16 protein-coding genes and 1 riboswitch are annotated in these 16374 nt (G+C 46.1%); of the genes, 10 read left to right on the top strand and 6 right to left on the bottom strand.

Annotation, left to right across the window (positions count from 1 at the left end; all coding sequences use genetic code 11):
* The first annotated feature begins 3 nt into the window (after positions 1-3).
* From ACQXR1_RS13795 to ACQXR1_RS13780, 4 genes are all read left to right on the top strand, one after another.
* Positions 4-2115, top strand: coding sequence for a cellulose biosynthesis cyclic di-GMP-binding regulatory protein BcsB (locus tag ACQXR1_RS13795; protein ID WP_430772323.1), 2112 nt, complete (start codon positions 4-6; stop codon positions 2113-2115).
* Between the two features lie 135 nt (positions 2116-2250).
* A riboswitch (cyclic di-AMP (ydaO/yuaA leader) is annotated at positions 2251-2394 on the top strand.
* A 193-nt stretch (positions 2395-2587) separates the two neighbouring features.
* Positions 2588-4411 carry a potassium transporter KimA gene (gene kimA, locus ACQXR1_RS13790; RefSeq protein ID WP_322394004.1) on the top strand — a complete coding sequence of 608 codons (1824 nt, stop codon included), beginning with the start codon at positions 2588-2590 and terminating at the stop codon, positions 4409-4411.
* Positions 4412-4467: 56 nt separating this feature from the next.
* Complete coding sequence (locus ACQXR1_RS13785) at positions 4468-4917, top strand: NUDIX hydrolase (RefSeq protein ID WP_430772360.1); 450 nt, start codon at positions 4468-4470, stop codon at positions 4915-4917.
* A gap of 66 nt (positions 4918-4983) precedes the next feature.
* Positions 4984-6708: a pyruvate oxidase gene (locus tag ACQXR1_RS13780; RefSeq protein WP_103749774.1), complete on the top strand. Its 1725-nt coding sequence runs from the start codon at positions 4984-4986 to the stop codon at positions 6706-6708.
* Positions 6709-7002: 294 nt separating this feature from the next.
* Here the strand turns inward: ACQXR1_RS13780 and ACQXR1_RS13775 are convergent, their stop codons facing one another.
* From ACQXR1_RS13775 to ACQXR1_RS13760, 4 genes are all read right to left on the bottom strand, one after another.
* Positions 7003-7269: a hypothetical protein gene (locus tag ACQXR1_RS13775; RefSeq protein WP_040084133.1), complete on the bottom strand. Its 267-nt coding sequence runs from the start codon at positions 7267-7269 to the stop codon at positions 7003-7005.
* A 102-nt stretch (positions 7270-7371) separates the two neighbouring features.
* A complete protein-coding gene (locus ACQXR1_RS13770) occupies positions 7372-8649 on the bottom strand; it encodes an Nramp family divalent metal transporter (RefSeq protein ID WP_071581013.1) in 1278 nt (425 codons plus the stop codon).
* Positions 8650-8878: 229 nt separating this feature from the next.
* Positions 8879-9136, bottom strand: coding sequence for a GlsB/YeaQ/YmgE family stress response membrane protein (locus ACQXR1_RS13765; protein WP_003246519.1), 258 nt, complete (start codon positions 9134-9136; stop codon positions 8879-8881).
* Positions 9137-9213: 77 nt separating this feature from the next.
* Positions 9214-9666: a DUF2188 domain-containing protein gene (locus tag ACQXR1_RS13760; RefSeq protein WP_134976273.1), complete on the bottom strand. Its 453-nt coding sequence runs from the start codon at positions 9664-9666 to the stop codon at positions 9214-9216.
* Positions 9667-9784: 118 nt separating this feature from the next.
* Here ACQXR1_RS13760 and ACQXR1_RS13755 point away from each other — a divergent pair, with 118 nt between their 5' ends.
* The 4 genes from ACQXR1_RS13755 (at position 9785) to ACQXR1_RS13740 (ending at position 11932) form a co-directional block, all read left to right on the top strand.
* On the top strand, positions 9785-10603 hold the full coding sequence (locus ACQXR1_RS13755) for an EcsC family protein (protein ID WP_014662831.1): 819 nt from the start codon (positions 9785-9787) through the stop codon (positions 10601-10603).
* A 129-nt stretch (positions 10604-10732) separates the two neighbouring features.
* Positions 10733-11104 carry a glucose starvation-inducible protein GsiB gene (gsiB, locus tag ACQXR1_RS13750; RefSeq protein ID WP_024714471.1) on the top strand — a complete coding sequence of 124 codons (372 nt, stop codon included), beginning with the start codon at positions 10733-10735 and terminating at the stop codon, positions 11102-11104.
* Positions 11105-11237: 133 nt separating this feature from the next.
* The gene (locus tag ACQXR1_RS13745; protein WP_168781289.1) at positions 11238-11570 is read left to right on the top strand and encodes a cupin domain-containing protein; all 333 of its coding nucleotides are present in this window, start codon (positions 11238-11240) and stop codon (positions 11568-11570) included.
* 2 nt (positions 11571-11572) lie between these two features.
* Positions 11573-11932 carry a YdbC family protein gene (locus tag ACQXR1_RS13740; protein WP_430772322.1) on the top strand — a complete coding sequence of 120 codons (360 nt, stop codon included), beginning with the start codon at positions 11573-11575 and terminating at the stop codon, positions 11930-11932.
* A gap of 36 nt (positions 11933-11968) precedes the next feature.
* Here the strand turns inward: ACQXR1_RS13740 and ACQXR1_RS13735 are convergent, their stop codons facing one another.
* Both ACQXR1_RS13735 and dctB read right to left on the bottom strand, forming a co-directional pair.
* On the bottom strand, positions 11969-12790 hold the full coding sequence (locus tag ACQXR1_RS13735; RefSeq protein ID WP_015382816.1) for a manganese catalase family protein: 822 nt from the start codon (positions 12788-12790) through the stop codon (positions 11969-11971).
* A gap of 84 nt (positions 12791-12874) precedes the next feature.
* Positions 12875-13927: a C4-dicarboxylate TRAP transporter substrate-binding protein DctB gene (dctB, locus tag ACQXR1_RS13730; RefSeq protein WP_430772321.1), complete on the bottom strand. Its 1053-nt coding sequence runs from the start codon at positions 13925-13927 to the stop codon at positions 12875-12877.
* Between the two features lie 69 nt (positions 13928-13996).
* Here dctB and dctS point away from each other — a divergent pair, with 69 nt between their 5' ends.
* Both dctS and dctR read left to right on the top strand, forming a co-directional pair.
* Complete coding sequence (gene dctS / locus ACQXR1_RS13725) at positions 13997-15604, top strand: two-component system sensor histidine kinase DctS (protein WP_430772320.1); 1608 nt, start codon at positions 13997-13999, stop codon at positions 15602-15604.
* Complete coding sequence (dctR, locus tag ACQXR1_RS13720) at positions 15594-16274, top strand: two-component system response regulator DctR (RefSeq protein ID WP_103031588.1); 681 nt, start codon at positions 15594-15596, stop codon at positions 16272-16274. The genes dctS and dctR overlap by 11 nt, the downstream gene beginning before the upstream one ends.
* The last annotated feature ends 100 nt before the right edge of the window (positions 16275-16374 follow it).

The following is a 16374-nucleotide window of genomic DNA, read 5'->3' as shown; positions in this document are numbered from 1 at the left end:
TTTTTGAAACAAATAATGATTTTTCTCACAAGCTTCATGCTGCTGGCGATGGTTGGACAACCGGCTCTTGCCAAGGATGTACAGGTCAGCGGTTCGCTTCTTGGGAAAAGCAGCCAAGAACAAGCCAAACAGCAGGTGCTGACAAGCGAGCTGATTACACTGTATGGATCAAAAGACAGCGCGGAGCTGACGTATCAGATCCCGGCAGGCGCCTCTTCAGGCAATCAGCAATTGGTCATTGAATACGAAGCATCAAATCTTTTAATTTCTCCTTCATCGTTAACGGCTGTCATTGATGATGAACCAGTCAAAACGTTAAAGCTTAATGGTGATTCCAAGCGGAAAACAGTGAAGCTGAATCTGAATAAAAACCAGTCAGCGCAAGGTTATCACAACGTATCGCTGAAATTTTACGGCGTAATGAAAGAGGGCGTGTGTGTCAGACAGGATACTTCTGGCAACTGGATCAAAATTTATCCGGACAGCCGGCTGACACTTGCTGAAAGCGGTGAAGCGAAAGGAACGTCGCTGGACCATTATCCGTACCCATTCGCCCAATCTGGAAACACAACCGAAGAAACCGCCCTCGTCATTCCGGATGACCCAAGTTCGGCGGAAATTGAAGCTGCGGTTAAAACAGAAGGCTATTTGAAAACGGTGGACAGCAGTGTCAGGATTGCGTATGTCACAGAATCTGAGCTAAAAAAAATCGATAAGCCGACGATTGTTATCGGAGTGGACAAGCATTGGAACGGCAAAGTGAAAAAACTGATGAAACAAGCCGGCTTGCAGGCAAAAGGAGAAGAACTTCTGCTTGCTGAGCGGGTGCTGAAAGCAGAGGGCAAGCAGCAGCCGGTTCTGTTTGCGCAAGCTGCATCCGAGGAGGTACTCGCTAAAAAAATCAGCGTGATGACAGATCAGACATACACAGGCCAGCTCAGCGGCGATACACTTTCAATCAGCAAGCTTAAGCAGACAGAAAAAAAAGAAAGCGATAAGCTGACCCTCGAGAATTTTGGAGCGGGCGATATCACAATTGGAGCCGACAAAACATCTTCAGCACATTATTTTTATCCGGCTTCGGCGGTTTTAGATGAAAACCAATCAGCGAAGCTGTCGCTTAAACTGAAAAAGTCTGAAACGATTCAAGCCTCAACGGACGAAAATGTATCGGCTTCTCAGGCTTCAGAGCTGAAAGTGATGATCAACGGCCAGCCGCACTCGGTCCGGCTTGATGACTTAGGAAAAGAAGATAAAAACGGATTCTATCATGTTACGGTGAAAGTGGACCCTAAGCTGCTGCAAAAAAACCGCTACATTGATATTCAGTTCGTCACAACCGGGTTAAAGGAAAACAACCCTTGCAACACGACTGATGAAGAAAAGTGGGTCTTTATTGATAAAAGCAGTACATTATCATACGCCAGCAAAGGGATGTCCCCGTCAGCGGATTTTCAGGAGTGGCCGCTTCCTTACGCCGGAAATCAGGATCAAACAACGGTAATCGTGCTTCCTGACACTGCCAGCCAATCGAAGCTTGAGGAGCTTTCTCTCGTAACGGAATCCTTTGGCAGCGAAGCACAGCATTCATACACGGTAAAGAAATCATCTGACGTTACAGCAAACGATGCGAAAGGCCGAAACCTCATTTTTATAGGAGGGATCAATCAATTTTCTCTTTTGAAGGAGAAATCATCAGACCTGCTTGTGCCGCAGGCAAAAAACGGCTCGTTTGATGTATCTGGTTTCGAGATGCTGAATGAGACGACAAAACAAGTGGTGTTTACCCAAGCATCGCCTTGGGATTCACACTATACAATGGCTGTTTTTGCACCGGCAAAAGGAGATGGCACGGCTGTCACGAAAGAGATCATCAATTATCTGAACAGCAACGATGATTCGGCAACCGTCCTTAATGAAACAAATAGCCAGCAGGTGTTTACAAACCACCAGCAGCTCAAATCGGAGACAATCAGCTCCGGCGCAGAACAACCAACACAGGATCATAGCCAGAAATGGATGTATATTGGTGTGCTGGCACTTATTATGGTGATTGCGGCAGTGTTCATTTGGGTTGCCGTAAGACGAAGAAAAAGAAAGACAGATACAGAATAAAAACAGAGGCAATCTAGCCTCTGTTTTTTTATTTTTGGTATGTAAATTCCATTTGTGGAACCTATCATTTTATTTTTTCCGCCCGGCCAATAAGCCTCTTTACAACGTGTGGGAACGGGAGTATGATCTCTTTTAGAAAACAAATCGCTTAATCTGAAATCAGAGCGGGGGACCCATTAGAATGGCTTTTTGCCGTTGGGGTGAATCCTTTTTAGGTAGGGCTAACTCTCATATGCCCGAATCCGTCAGCTAACCTCGTAAGCGTTCGTGAGAGGAGATGAATGAAACCTGTGTTCGATGTTATGGCACAGGGGCATCCGTTTGCCTCTGTGTTTTTTGCCGTTCATTTTTAGGAATGTAAATCGCATACAGAGACATCATAGCAGAAAGGACTATTGCAAAATGTGAGAGCAAGACACTGATGTTTTATTGTTTTAATTGAAAAATGAGAAATTAAAAGGGGAAGACATCGATGTATCATTCAATCAAACGTTTTTTGATTGGGAAACCACTAAAATCTCAAGCAGCGGGAGAGCAAAAACTGACGAAATTAAAAGCCTTGGCAATGCTTTCCTCAGATGCGCTGTCATCTGTCGCTTATGGGACAGAGCAAATTCTAATCATTTTAGCAACAATCAGTGCTGCCGCATTTTGGTACTCCATTCCGATTGCGGTCGGCGTTCTCATATTACTGCTCGCACTGATTCTTTCATACAGGCAAATTATTTACGCTTATCCGCAGGGCGGCGGGGCCTATGTTGTTTCGAAAGAAAACCTCGGCGAAAAGCCGGGGTTGATCGCGGGCGGTTCATTACTTGTCGATTATATTTTAACGGTAGCGGTAAGTATTTCCGCAGGCACGGACGCCATCACGTCGGCCTTTCCTGCATTGCATGATTATCATGTGCCGATCGCTATTTTTCTCGTGTTAGTGATTATGATTTTGAACCTGCGCGGGCTTTCGGAATCGGCATCCATTCTTGCCTACCCGGTTTATCTGTTTGTGGTGGCGCTATTGGTTCTCATTGCAGTCGGGTTGTTCAAGCTCATGACAGGACAAATAGACCAGCCGGTTCATCATACACCGCTTGGCACACCTGTAGCCGGCATTACGCTGTTTTTGCTGCTTAAGGCTTTTTCCTCCGGATGCTCAGCGTTGACCGGAGTTGAGGCCATTTCTAACGCCATTCCTGCTTTCAAAAACCCGCCTGCACGAAACGCGGCAAGAACGCTTTCGATGATGGGGATTTTGCTGGCGATTCTGTTTTCCGGCATCACGGTGCTCGCATACGGATATGGAACGGCGCCGAAGCCCGATGAAACAGTGGTTTCACAAATTGCGTCCGAAACCTTCGGGCGGAATGTGTTCTACTATGTCATCCAAGGTGTCACATCGCTTATTTTGGTCCTTGCGGCAAATACGGGATTTTCAGCCTTCCCGCAGCTTGCCTTCAACCTGGCGAGAGACCAGTATATGCCGCGAATGTTTACAGTTCGGGGTGACCGCTTAGGCTTCTCAAATGGGATTATCTTTTTAGGCTTTGCCTCCATTATTCTCATTATCTTATTCGGAGGACAGACGGAGCACTTAATCCCGTTATATGCTGTGGGCGTATTTATTCCATTTACGCTTTCACAAACCGGCATGTGCATAAAATGGATCAAGCAAAAACCAAAAGGCTGGATCGGAAAAATGCTGATCAACTCCTGCGGCGCTCTGATTTCGTTTATGGTTCTATCTATCCTGTTTGTGACAAAGTTTAATGTCGTATGGCCTGTGTTAATCTTTATGCCTATCGTCGTTTTGCTGTTTTTTGCGATTAAAAATCACTACACAGCGGTTGGTGAACAGCTTCGCATCGTAGACAAAGAGCCGGAAGAAATCAAAGGCACCGTTGTGATTGTGCCTGTAGCAGGTGTCACCACCGTCGTGCAAAAATCGATTCACTATGCGAAATCACTGTCCGATCAGGTGATCGCCGTTCACGTATCATTTGACAGAGAACAGGAAAAGAAAGTCGAAAAACGCTGGGAAGAGCTCAATAATGGAGTGCGTCTCGTTACCCTTCACTCCTCGTACAGAAGCCTTGTTCATCCGTTTGATAAATTTTTAGAAACAGTTGAGGCAAAAGCGAAGAAGGAGCAGTTTTCTGTCATGGTGCTGTTTCCGCAATTTATAACGAAAAAACGCTGGCACACCATCCTTCACAATCAATCGGCCTTCCTCCTCAGAGTTCGGCTGTTCTGGAAAAAGGACATAATGGTTGCCACACTGCCGTATCATTTTAAAAAGTAAAGTCTAGGACCAAGGGAATCACCTTGGTCTTTTTTGCGGGAAAGAGAGGAATGGCGGTGTATACTCAAGGTGCTTTTGTAATCGTACTGAACGAAAATCAGCAGATTCTATTGCTCAAACGAAAAGATGTCCCTTTATGGGATCTGCCGGGCGGCAGGATTGATTCCGGGGAATCGGCTGAGGCAGCAGCGGTACGTGAGGTATTGGAAGAGACGGGCTACAATACAGCGCTTTCCGCGAAAATAGGTGTCTATCAAAGGCCAAAGTTTCTAGATGAACAGCATGTGTTTTTCGGAAGCATAACAGGCGGACAAGCAATAGCGGACGGCGCAGAGACAGCACAATTAAAGTGGTTTTCTCCGCGGCGCTTGCCGCTTTTTATGGTGCCGAACCGAAAACGGCAAATCAAAGATTACGTGAATGGCGCCTTAGATGCAACCTTCACCCTCAAGGACGTCGGCATGCTTGCGGCGATCGATCTGTTGAAAAGAAGACTGGGCAAGTGATTTAGGTCTCCGGGTTTTAAAGCCTTTCTCCTGTGGTATTGAAAAAAGGAAAAAGGAGGATACGTTATGGCACACAAAACTGCAGGACAAGCAATGACAGAGCTGCTTGAACAATGGGGAGTTGATCATGTTTACGGCATCCCCGGAGATAGTATAAATGAGTTTATTGAGGAATTAAGACACGAAAGAAATCAACTGAAATTCATTCAAACCCGCCATGAAGAGGTGGCAGCACTGGCAGCCGCAGCTGAAGCAAAACTCACCGGCAAGATCGGAGTCTGTCTGTCGATCGCTGGGCCGGGAGCGGTGCACTTATTAAATGGTTTATATGATGCAAAAGCGGACGGCGCCCCTGTGCTGGCCATTGCAGGACAGGTTTCATCAGGTGAAGTCGGACGGGATTATTTCCAGGAGATCAAGCTGGAGCAAATGTTTGAGGACGTGGCTGTGTTCAACAGAGAGGTACATAGCGCGGAAACACTGCCGGATCTCTTGAATCAGGCGATCCGCACCGCCTACAGCAAAAAAGGCGTTGCGGTATTGAGCGTGTCAGATGATCTGTTTGCGGAGAAAATCAAACGCGAGCCCGTGTATACTTCACCAGTGTATATTGAAGGGAACCTTGAACCGAAAAAAGAACAGCTCGTCACCTGCGCGCAATATATTAATAATGCTAAGAAGCCGATTATCTTGGCGGGGCAGGGAATGAAAAAGGCGAAACGGGAGCTCTTAGAATTTGCGGACAAAGCCGCCGCTCCGATCGTAGTCACACTACCGGCAAAAGGCGTCGTTCCCGATAAGCACCCGCATTTTCTCGGCAACCTCGGACAAATTGGCACAAAGCCGGCTTACGAGGCAATGGAGGAATGTGATTTATTAATCATGCTCGGAACGTCATTCCCGTACCGCGATTATTTGCCAGATGATACACCGGCCATCCAGCTCGATTCAGACCCGGCGAAAATCGGAAAACGCTATCCGGTGACAGCGGGCCTTGTCTGCGATTCGGCTCTCGGCCTGCACGAATTGACAGAGTATATTGAACGCAAGGAAGACAGAAGATTCCTGAATGCCTGCACAGAACATATGCAGCATTGGTGGAACGAAATTGAAAAAGATGAGACAGAGGCAACAACACCGCTTAAACCCCAGCAGGTCGTGGCACGTCTTCAGGAAGCGGCTGCTGATGATGCGGTGCTCTCTGTAGATGTCGGCACTGTGACAGTTTGGATGGCGCGTCATTTCAAAATGAACGCGAAACAGGATTTCATCGTTTCAAGCTGGCTTGCGACAATGGGCTGCGGCCTGCCGGGAGCGATCGCAGCAAGCTTGTCCGAACCGGAACGCCAGGCGATCGCTGTTTGCGGTGACGGGGGATTTTCCATGGTCATGCAGGATCTTCCGACAGCCGTCAAATATAAGCTCCCGATCACTGTCGTCATTTTAAACAACGAAAATCTCGGCATGATCGAATATGAGCAGCAGGTCAAAGGCAATATCGATTATGTCACGCAACTCCAAAATGTCGACTATGCCGCATTTGCAGAAAGCTGCGGAGCAAAAGGCATCAAAGTGACCAAAGCGGAAGAGCTTGCGCCGGCTTTCCATGAGGCGCTGCACTCTGACCAACCGGTCGTTGTGGATGTCATGATTGGGAACGAACCGCCGCTGCCTGGCAAAATCACCTACGGGCAGGCAAAAGGCTTCAGCAAGTACATGCTGAAAAACTTCTTCGAAAACCAAAAAATCGAAATGCCGTCACTGAAGAAAAGTTTGAAACGGTTATTCTAAAAAAGAGGCCCTTTTAGAGGCCTCTTTTTTTGTGTTGGAAACAAATGTATTTCGGGTTATCCTTGTATTATATTGGTATGAGGAGGATTACATGTTTGAGTTTATAAAATTATTGTTGTATGTATTAGGATCTGCAGGAATGATCTATGCGTCATATCACGATTTTCGCCATGCTCAGAACGGGCAAAAGGACAAATGCACCTTCTTTCAAAGCAAAAAGACCAGCGCATTTGTCCTTGTATGTTTCATTTGTTTATTCTTATCAAATCTTGCAGAACTCTTTTCAGTATAGGGTTATTTCTCTTTTTTCTTCAGCCCGAAAAAGAAAGGAAAAGCAGAACCGACCAAGAAGGTGCCGAATAAAAACATGCCGCCGATAAACACGTGAAAATTCGTGTGTCCGGCTGTAAACGCGGTGATCAAGGAAATGATACTGAACATGATCATGGCCATGCCGGGCGCTATTCTCATTTTCCCTTTGGATTTATAGGCAGCGACAGAACATATAATGCCGATAACAATAGGAACAATCCACAAATAAAACAGAATAAATACTGACATCATCAAAACTCCGATTTTTCTTCTATCATAACAAATTTCTGTCAAAAAGGGTATCAATGAGCTTTTGCCAAAAATAAAAAACCGGCTTTGCAGCCGGTTTTTTTATCGAAACGTATCTACAATTAAAAACACATTCAAAGCGACGATCAATACTGCAATCAGCCAAGACACCACTGTGACCCATTTGGCGTTGATCAGAGATCCCATGATCCGTTTATTGCTTGTAAACAGAATCAGCGGAATGAGGGCAAAGGCGATCCCGAAAGACAGCACGACCTGGCTCAAGACGAGAGCGGTCGTCGGATTTACGCCAGACGCGATGATCAAGATCGGCGGAATGATCGTGATAAACCGCCGTACATACAGCGGGATGCGATAGTTGATAAATCCTTGCATAATCACGTCGCCTGAAAGTGTGCCGACAGACGAACTGGATAGCCCGGCAACGAGCAGCCCAATTCCGAATAAAGCCGCAGACATAGGGCTGACAAGATGTCCGAATTGCTGAAACGCGACATCAAGGTCCTCAACAAACAGGCCGTTTTTGTAGAATAATGCAGCAGCCACAATCAGCATACTTGCATTAATAGCTCCTGCAATTAGCATCGCTATTAAAATATCAATAAATTCAAATCTGAAGATTTTTTTCCGTTCTGCATCCGTTTTACCGACCACCCGCCGCTGTGTAAGGGCAGAGTGCAAATAAATGGCGTGCGGCATAACAGTTGCGCCGAGAATACCCGCGGCAAGAAGCACACTGTCAGTGCCATGAAATGCCGGGACAAAAAGTCCTTTCATCACTGACACGGCATCAGGCTTTGCGAAAAAGGTCTGCAGTGCAAAGGCGATCACGACCACAAACAGCATACCGGCGATGCCGGCTTCAAGTGAGCGATAACCGCGGCGCTGAAGCTCCAAGATCGCGAAAGAACCGATCGCCGCTATAATAGACGCTTCAAGCATCGGAATGCCGAACAGCAAATACAGTCCCAGAGCCGCTCCGATAAATTCCGCCAGATCAGTTGCGATAATGACCAGCTCGCCCTGAATCCATAATCCAATCGAGACAGGCTTCGGGAATTCTTCACGGGCAACCTCAGGCAGATTTTTGCCTGTCGCAATCCCAAGTTTGGCGGATAGAGATTGAATTAAAAGCGCCATGATATTGGAAAATAATATTACCCATAAGAGCATATATCCGTATTTAGAACCCGCCGAAATATTCGTTGCGAAGTTGCCGGGATCAATATAGGCGATGGCTGCTATAAATGCAGGGCCAAGAAAAGGGAGCAGCCCTCTGAATCCTCTGATTTTCCCGTCAAGCGCATCTTGGACGGCTTTGGAACGGGGAGATTGTGCTGTGATGTCCTTGTTCATCATGTCTCACCTGAATTCTGATTGTTTTTGCCGTACAACAAAGAGTTTCCTTAAGGCAAATTATTTTATCTACATCATATGACCATACCGGTTTCTTGTCAACCGAAAATGTTCAAAATACATTCCTGAATTTTTCCCTGTTATGTAACATGATATGTAGGGATTCGGGATAAGGTCCCATATAAAAAGACATCGTTTCAGTTCGAAACGATGCCTCCTGTATCTAATGAGTTTAGGCTTCCTTCCGCAGCCCGCGGAATATAAGGCCCAGCAAGAACACGAAGATGGCTGCCCCGATGATGGCCGGGAAAATAGCAAAGCCGGCGAGGCTCGGTCCCCAAGTGCCAAGAAGTCCGTGTCCGATCCAAGCGCCGATCAGCCCGGCAATCATAGAGCCAAAAATTCCTCCCGGCAGCCGGTTTCCTACAATGGCGCTTCCAATTAATCCGATAACGATAGCAACAACTAATGAAACCAAAAAGCTAAGCATCATGATCACCTCTCATAAATGATTTACCAATCAATAACCGCTCCTGATTATTTCGAAACACCTAAAAGCACATCGCTTTATGATCCCGTTTTGATCGTTCTCTGCACACTGCCGTCAGCCAAATGGACAACGACCTCAGTGCCTTTATGCGCAGCGATTTCCTTTGCCCGTTCAATCGCTTCTCTCTTTGTATCCTTGATGTCAGACGCACGTTTGGCTCCCTCGGCTTTGACTGCCCAGCCGTTTTTATGCTTGATGACATGCTCTGCTTTATGCATGAGTTCAGGGTCTCCGCCGCTGTTAGAACCATCATCGCGTTCTGTCTCGTCATCATGTTTAAGGAAATCATCAATTTCATCTGTAGATGCGTTTTCCGCCCATTCTTTCGCTTTGCTTGTCGCGATCGGGATCGCACGTCCGTCCTCATAGCCCTCATCAATCATCGCATTCGCAATCTCAATTGCTTTTTTCTTGACCGGCTTCTCAAGGTTTTTTAATGAAGCGGGATAATCCTTCATCGACCATGGCATGTCCCATCACTCCTTTTTCTTTTATAAAAATGGTACCCGCAGGTGAAAAATAAAAACGCATCTGAACAAATGAAGGTATACTATATAGTAGAAAAAACGGAAGGGAAGTGCGGGTTGAGTGACAACAGAACGAAAAGAAGACTTACACCAGCAATTAAAAGAGATAGAAAAATGGGAAAAAGCTCAGCAAAAAGTCTGGTTTTGGGAAAAGCTCGGCCGTCTCCCGTTTCAGCTGCTGGACAAGCTGACACCTGAATTCATTCAGAAAAAGATCGGCAAGCTCTTGGATGAGATCGGCAGCTTTGTTCAAACAGGAGGACAGTACCTGACATCTGAAAAACAGATTATCAGGATGTTTCAAAAGAAACTGCCGGAGGAGATCTTTGAATCGCTGGAGGACGTCCGGAAAGCGCCTCTTCCTGTCATGGATGAAATTGCGGAAGGAATGGGCAAAAACAGAATCAACGCAGCAACCGTTCAAGGCGCGACAACCGGTGTGGGCGGCGTGTTTACACTGGCGGCAGACATTCCGGCAGTGCTTGGCTTATCACTAAAAACATTACAGGATATCGCAGTTGCATACGGCTATGACCCAAAGGAGAAAAAAGAACGTGTCTTCATTGTGAAATGTTTGCAGCTGACGTCGGCTGATGTTGTCGGCAAAAGATCGATTTTGCAAGAATTAAAACACTACGATCAAGACCGTACATATAAGAATGTCGCATCTCAAATTCAAGGCTGGCGAGAAGTCGTTTTAGGCTATCGGGACACGTTTGGCTGGAAAAAGCTATTCCAGCTGGTGCCGGTCGCCGGAATGGTTTTTGGCGCTGCTGCCAATCGCTCAACATTAAACGACATTACCGAGACAGGCATGATGCTGTACAAAAAGAGGCGCATTCTTGAACGACTGAAAGAAACAGAACGAGAGATGGAATAGCAGAAAGCAGACGGACACCGCGATCCGCCTGCTTTTTTTTATTGAAAACACACCCAATGTGTTTTGTTTGTTTAAAAGAATTGATAGCGGGAATACAACAACCAACACCAATTAAAGGAGGAATTCAAAATGGCAGACAATAACAAAATGAGCAGAGAAGAAGCAGGTAGAAAAGGCGGAGAAACAACAAGCAAGAACCATGACAAAGAATTCTATCAAGAGATTGGGAAAAAAGGCGGAGAAGCCACTAGCGAAAATCATGACAAAGAATTCTATCAAGAAATTGGCGAAAAAGGCGGAGAAGCCACAAGCCAAAACCATGACAAAGAGTTCTATCAAGAAATCGGTGAAAAAGGCGGAGAAGCCACTAGCGAAAATCATGATAAAGAATTCTATCAAGAAATCGGCCGTAAAGGCGGAGAGGCTACAAGCAAAAATCATGATAAAGAATTCTACCAAGAAATCGGCTCAAAAGGCGGAAACGCCCGCAACAACGACTAATCAAAAGCATAAAGGCAGACAACCTGTAAATAAAAAGCGATCCGGCACATCAGCTGGATCGCTTTTTATTTCGGGAATTTTCTCAATTTATGCGACAATTGCGATACAATAAGTGAAAAAGGGGTTTTCGCTAATGTCCGAAATGCAAAATTTGCTCGCCATCGCAAACGAAGTCAAAGAAAAACACGCCAATTTTTCAATTTCAGAGGTCAACGACCACTGCGTTCGCCTTGCGGTGTTTACAGGAGAATATGACTGGCACCATCACCCTGACTCAGACGAATTGTTTATTGTTCTTGAAGGTGAGCTGCTGATCGACTTTAAGGACAAAGAAACCGCGGTGCTCAAAGCAAATGACAGCCTGCTCATCCCGAAAGGCACGGTTCACCGCACACGCTCTTACGTCAGAACGGTGAATCTCTGTGTGGAGCTTAAACAAGCCGAAACCGTCATCATAGAGGAGTAGTCATGCTGATCAAAAGGATTGTATGTGAAGTAGACACTGCAAACGCTGAAGCATTTGCAAAAGCGCAGTCAGAGTGGGGAGCACTATCACATGTAAATGGCTTCATCAAACAGGCCGGTGGCTGGCGAAAAACGATAGACGGGCCGCTCACCGCAGAAATCATCAGCGTATGGGAAAACAGAGAAGCCTATGATCATTTTATGGAGAATGAACATGACAGCATATACGAGGAAAACGACCAGAAGGCTGTGATTCTTTCGATAGAGGTGACGCTGTACGAAGAGGATAAATCGTTCGTTCACGATCTGTTACATAACCCAGACATCCAATACGAACCAGACTGGACGGTTCTGAAGGCATAATCAAAGCCCAAAACATCATGTTTTGGGCTTGTGTCTTTACTCGCGTCCCGGAAGTGTATTATGAACAAAAGGCGGTGCTGGTTTTAACTCCGGTTTTTCTCCAAACGTTTTTGCTTCTTTCACATATTCAAAGGCTTCTCCGTCCGGCGCTTTTTCATTCAGCCAGTTTTGCTTGGCGCTTTCTTCGCCTTCAGAGAAATTGATCAGCTGATGTGAGAACTCTTGTTTTTCGAGCGCCTTCGGGAATGTGCCCGGCACAACCGGACCTTCCTGTGCTTCTAATTCTTTAATGGCGGCGAGCCATTGATTTTGGTGCATCGTGTCACGCGCCAGCAGGAAGCTGAGCATATCTTTGACGCCTTTGTCATCCGTCATTTCAAACAGGCGTGCGACCTGCAGACGTCCCTGTGATTCCGCATTCAGGTTGGCGCGGAAGTCTGCCAGCAGGTTTCCGCTTGCTACGATATAACCGCCGCTCCAAGGTACGCCTGTACTGCTTTCCGGCATGGCGCCAAGTCCTGATACAATCGCATGGTGAGGGTTCATGCCGCCCAGGATGGAGCCGATGACCGGATCTTCAGCGGCTTTTTCCTGCTGATCAAGAGGGGCGTCCTCTAGAAGTCTGGCGATCATCGTTGCGATCATTTCAACATGCCCGAGCTCCTCGGTTGCCGTATCCATCAGCAAGTCCTTGTATTTTTCATTTCCTCTTGTGTTCCAGCCTTGAAATAAGTACTGCATGGCAACTGAAATTTCTCCGAATTGCCCGCCTAAAATTTCTTGCATTTTTTTAGCGAATAATGGATCTGGACGATCTGGTTTAGCAGGATGCTGCAGCATTTTTGTATGCTTAAACATGTACCCATCTCCTTTTTCGATTATCTCTTTTTATATTTCCGATCAATAGAAAGATAAACGAAAACCAGCGTATCGAGATGGGAACTATGAATCTTTTCGGAGCTCCAACAGTTCCTTGATCAGCTTCCGGCCAAAGATTGGCTCGTACTGCCGGTAAACAGGATCAAGACGCTTCATCCATTCTTTTTTCTCTTTATCTGACAGCTCATAAATATGTATAGCAGAATTCTTTTTGATTTCCTCCAGCTGCTCCTTGTTCATTTGTTCGGCATACGTTTCATTCCACTCCGTTGTCTCCTTCATCGCTTCAGTCAAAATGCGCCTTGTTTCTGGGGTTTGCGCCTTCCAGAAATGCTCATCAGTCATGACAGCGTAGCCGAGGTAACCATGGCTGCTTATTGTCAAATAGTCCTGAACATTATAAAATTTTTTAGAATAGATGTTTGAGATTGTATTTTCTTCACCATCAACTACATTGTTTTCTAGCAGCTGAAAGGTAGAATTGAAGGATTCCTGATGGGGTATTGCGCCAAGCAGCTTGAACTGATCCTCAATCACATCGCTTTGCATAATCCGGAGATCCTGCCCTTTTAAATCATCCGGGGTTTTGACCGGCCCTTGATTTGTCGTGATTTGTTTAAAGCCGTTTGTCCAATAGGCCAGTCCTTTTAATTGGTTTTTCTTTAGAGAATCAAACAGCTGTGTGCCGATGCTTCCGTTCAGCCCTTTTTTGGCGGCATCGTAATCTGTAAAAGCATACGGCAGATCCAGCACTCCCCATTCAGGCGAGAGCATGCCGAGCTTCGATGTGGAGGGGGCGATAAATTGAACATCGCCGTTTTGCAATGCTTCGATTTCTTCAATGTCCGAGTACAGGCTTCCATTCGGAAATACTTCAATTTTTATTTTCCCGCCTGATTTTTCGTTCACCAAATCAGCGAATTTATTGGCGGCCAGCCCTTTTGGCGTATTTTCAGCAACCACGTGGCTGAATTTAAAGACGATTTGATCCTGCAGGCCTTCCTGGTCGTCATCATAAACAATCTCTTTATTGCCGGTATGATCATGGAATCCGATAAATAAAGCGGTTGCAATTCCAGCGATCATCAGCGCGAGACATGCAAGCAAACTCTTCATGAAAAGCCCTCCCTTATGTTAAGGATAATGGGGGCAATGACATTCGTAAAGACCTGAAAGGAGAAGCTGATGAACAAAAAGAAGCTCTCAATCCGTTGGAAAATCACGATCTTATCCTATATCCTCGTCATTTTCTCCTTTTTGATCGGCGGCATTGTGCTCATCGGCAACATTCAGCATACAGAGGAGCGGGAGCTGAAAAAGCGGCTGATGAATACGGCCCGGACGATGTCAGAGATGACAGAAGTGAAAGAAGCTTTGGCGCAAAAAAAACGGACAGAAGCGGTTCGCCATGCGGTTGAAGAAATCAGGATGATTAATGAAGCAGACTATATTGTCGTCATGGATATGAATCACATTCGATATACGCATCCTGTCAGCACTAGCATTGGCAAGAAATCAGAGGGAGCAGACGAGGAGGCGGCGTTTGCGGAGCACATTTATTTCTCTGAAGCAAAGGGCGAGATCGGCACGGCGGTTCGCGCTTTTTATCCGGTTAAGGATCACGACCTCAACCAAATTGGCGTGGTGCTTGTCGGAAAAACACTGCCGGGGATTGCTGACATCCTGCTTCATTTAAAGCGTGATATCGCATTCATCGTTGTGCTGACACTCGGCTTCGGGCTTGCGGGTTCCTTTTTGCTTGCCCGTCATATCAAAAAACAAATGTTTCAGCTTGAGCCACATGAGATTGTCAGAATGTATGAAGAGCGGACGGCGACGTTTCACTCGATGAATGAAGGGGTGATCGCCATTGACAACCGTCTCATCATTACGATTTTCAATGAAAAAGCGAAACAGATCTTTGAAGTGCAGGGGGATCTGATCGGCAAGGTGATCTGGGAGGTTCTCAAGGATTCGCGCCTGCCCGAAATCGTGGAGCGAAACAAAGCGGTTTATAATGAAGAAATTCGTGTCAGCGGTAAGGTCATCATGAGCAGCAGAATACCGATCGTCATGAAGAAAAAAGTGATCGGCGCCGTCGCGATTTTTCAGGACAGAACGGAAGCAGCCAAGATGGCAGAGGAATTGACTGGTGTCAGAAACTTTGTGGAGGCGCTCCGTGTCCAAAATCACGAGCATATGAATAAGCTGCACACGATCGCCGGTCTCATCCAGCTGGGGAAATCCGAAAAAGCCTTGCAGCTTGCATTCCAGGCATCAACTGAGCAGGAAAATGTGACTGAATTTTTGCACCGCTCGATTCAAAATGACGCTGCGGCCGGCCTTCTATTAAGTAAAATCAGAAGGGGAAGGGAGCTCGGCATTGCTGTTCATATAGATGAAAACAGCAGTCTTCAGCAATTTCCCGAGCATGTTGATCAGCATGATATCGTCGTGCTTTTGGGGAATCTGATTGAAAATGCCTTCGGTTCTTTTGAAGCCGTTCAATCAGATGACAAACGAATTGACATTAGCATCGAACAAACGGATGATATCCTTGCTATTTTAATAGAAGATAACGGCTGCGGGATTGAACAGGCACATATGCCGCACCTTTATGACAAAGGTTTTACGGTCAATAAAACAGGCGGCACAGGCTATGGCCTGTATTTAGTGAAACAAATCATAGACAAAGGATCGGGCACGATAGAAGTTGATTCACATGCGGGGCAGGGGACATCTTTTTCTATCGTTTTTCCAATGAAGGGGGAGGAAGCACAGCATGGCTCGTAAAGAATGGAAGGTTCTGCTCATTGAAGACGATCCGATGGTTCAAGAGGTCAATAAGGATTTTATTACAACTGTTAAAGGCTTTACTGTCTGTGCAACAGCAGGAAACGGAGAGGAAGGCATTAAGCTGATTAAAGAAGAACAGCCCGATCTCGTCATTCTCGATGTGTACATGCCGAAAAAAGACGGCATCAAGACCTTGCAGGAGATTAGAAAGCAAAAGCTTGAAGTGGATGTCATTGTCGTCTCCGCTGCAAAAGACAAGGAAACGATCTCTCTTATGCTGCAAAACGGGGCGGCTGACTATATCTTAAAGCCGTTTAAGCTTGAGCGAATGAGACAGGCGCTCGAAAAGTACAAGCAATATAAACAAAAAATCGAAGCGAATGATACGCTGTCTCAGGAACAGCTCGATGCGATCCTGAATATTCCGCAGCAGGCCGTACAGAATCTGCCGAAAGGGTTGAATCACTTCACGATGAATGAAGTCACTGCATTTTTGAAACAGCAAACCGCATCCCTTTCTGCGGAAGAGGTCGCCAAGGCGCTCGGCATCGCCAGAGTGACAGCCAGACGATATCTTGATTACTTAGAAAAAACCGGGATCATCAAATTGGACGTTCAATATGGCGGAGTCGGCCGGCCGGTCAACCGCTACGTGTTAAAAGGATAAACCTGAGACCAAAAAGACCAAAATGTCCGTTATGATCATAAACTTCCCCAGACCATATGAAAACGCTATCATTCTAGTAAGAAAGACACAAAGGCGAATA

The organism is Bacillus sp. ATD (assembly GCF_050585765.1).
GTDB classification, from domain to species: Bacteria; Bacillota; Bacilli; order Bacillales; family Bacillaceae; genus Bacillus; species Bacillus stercoris.
Note: the sequence above shows the minus strand (reverse complement) of the source record. Positions and strands in the feature narration are given on the sequence as shown.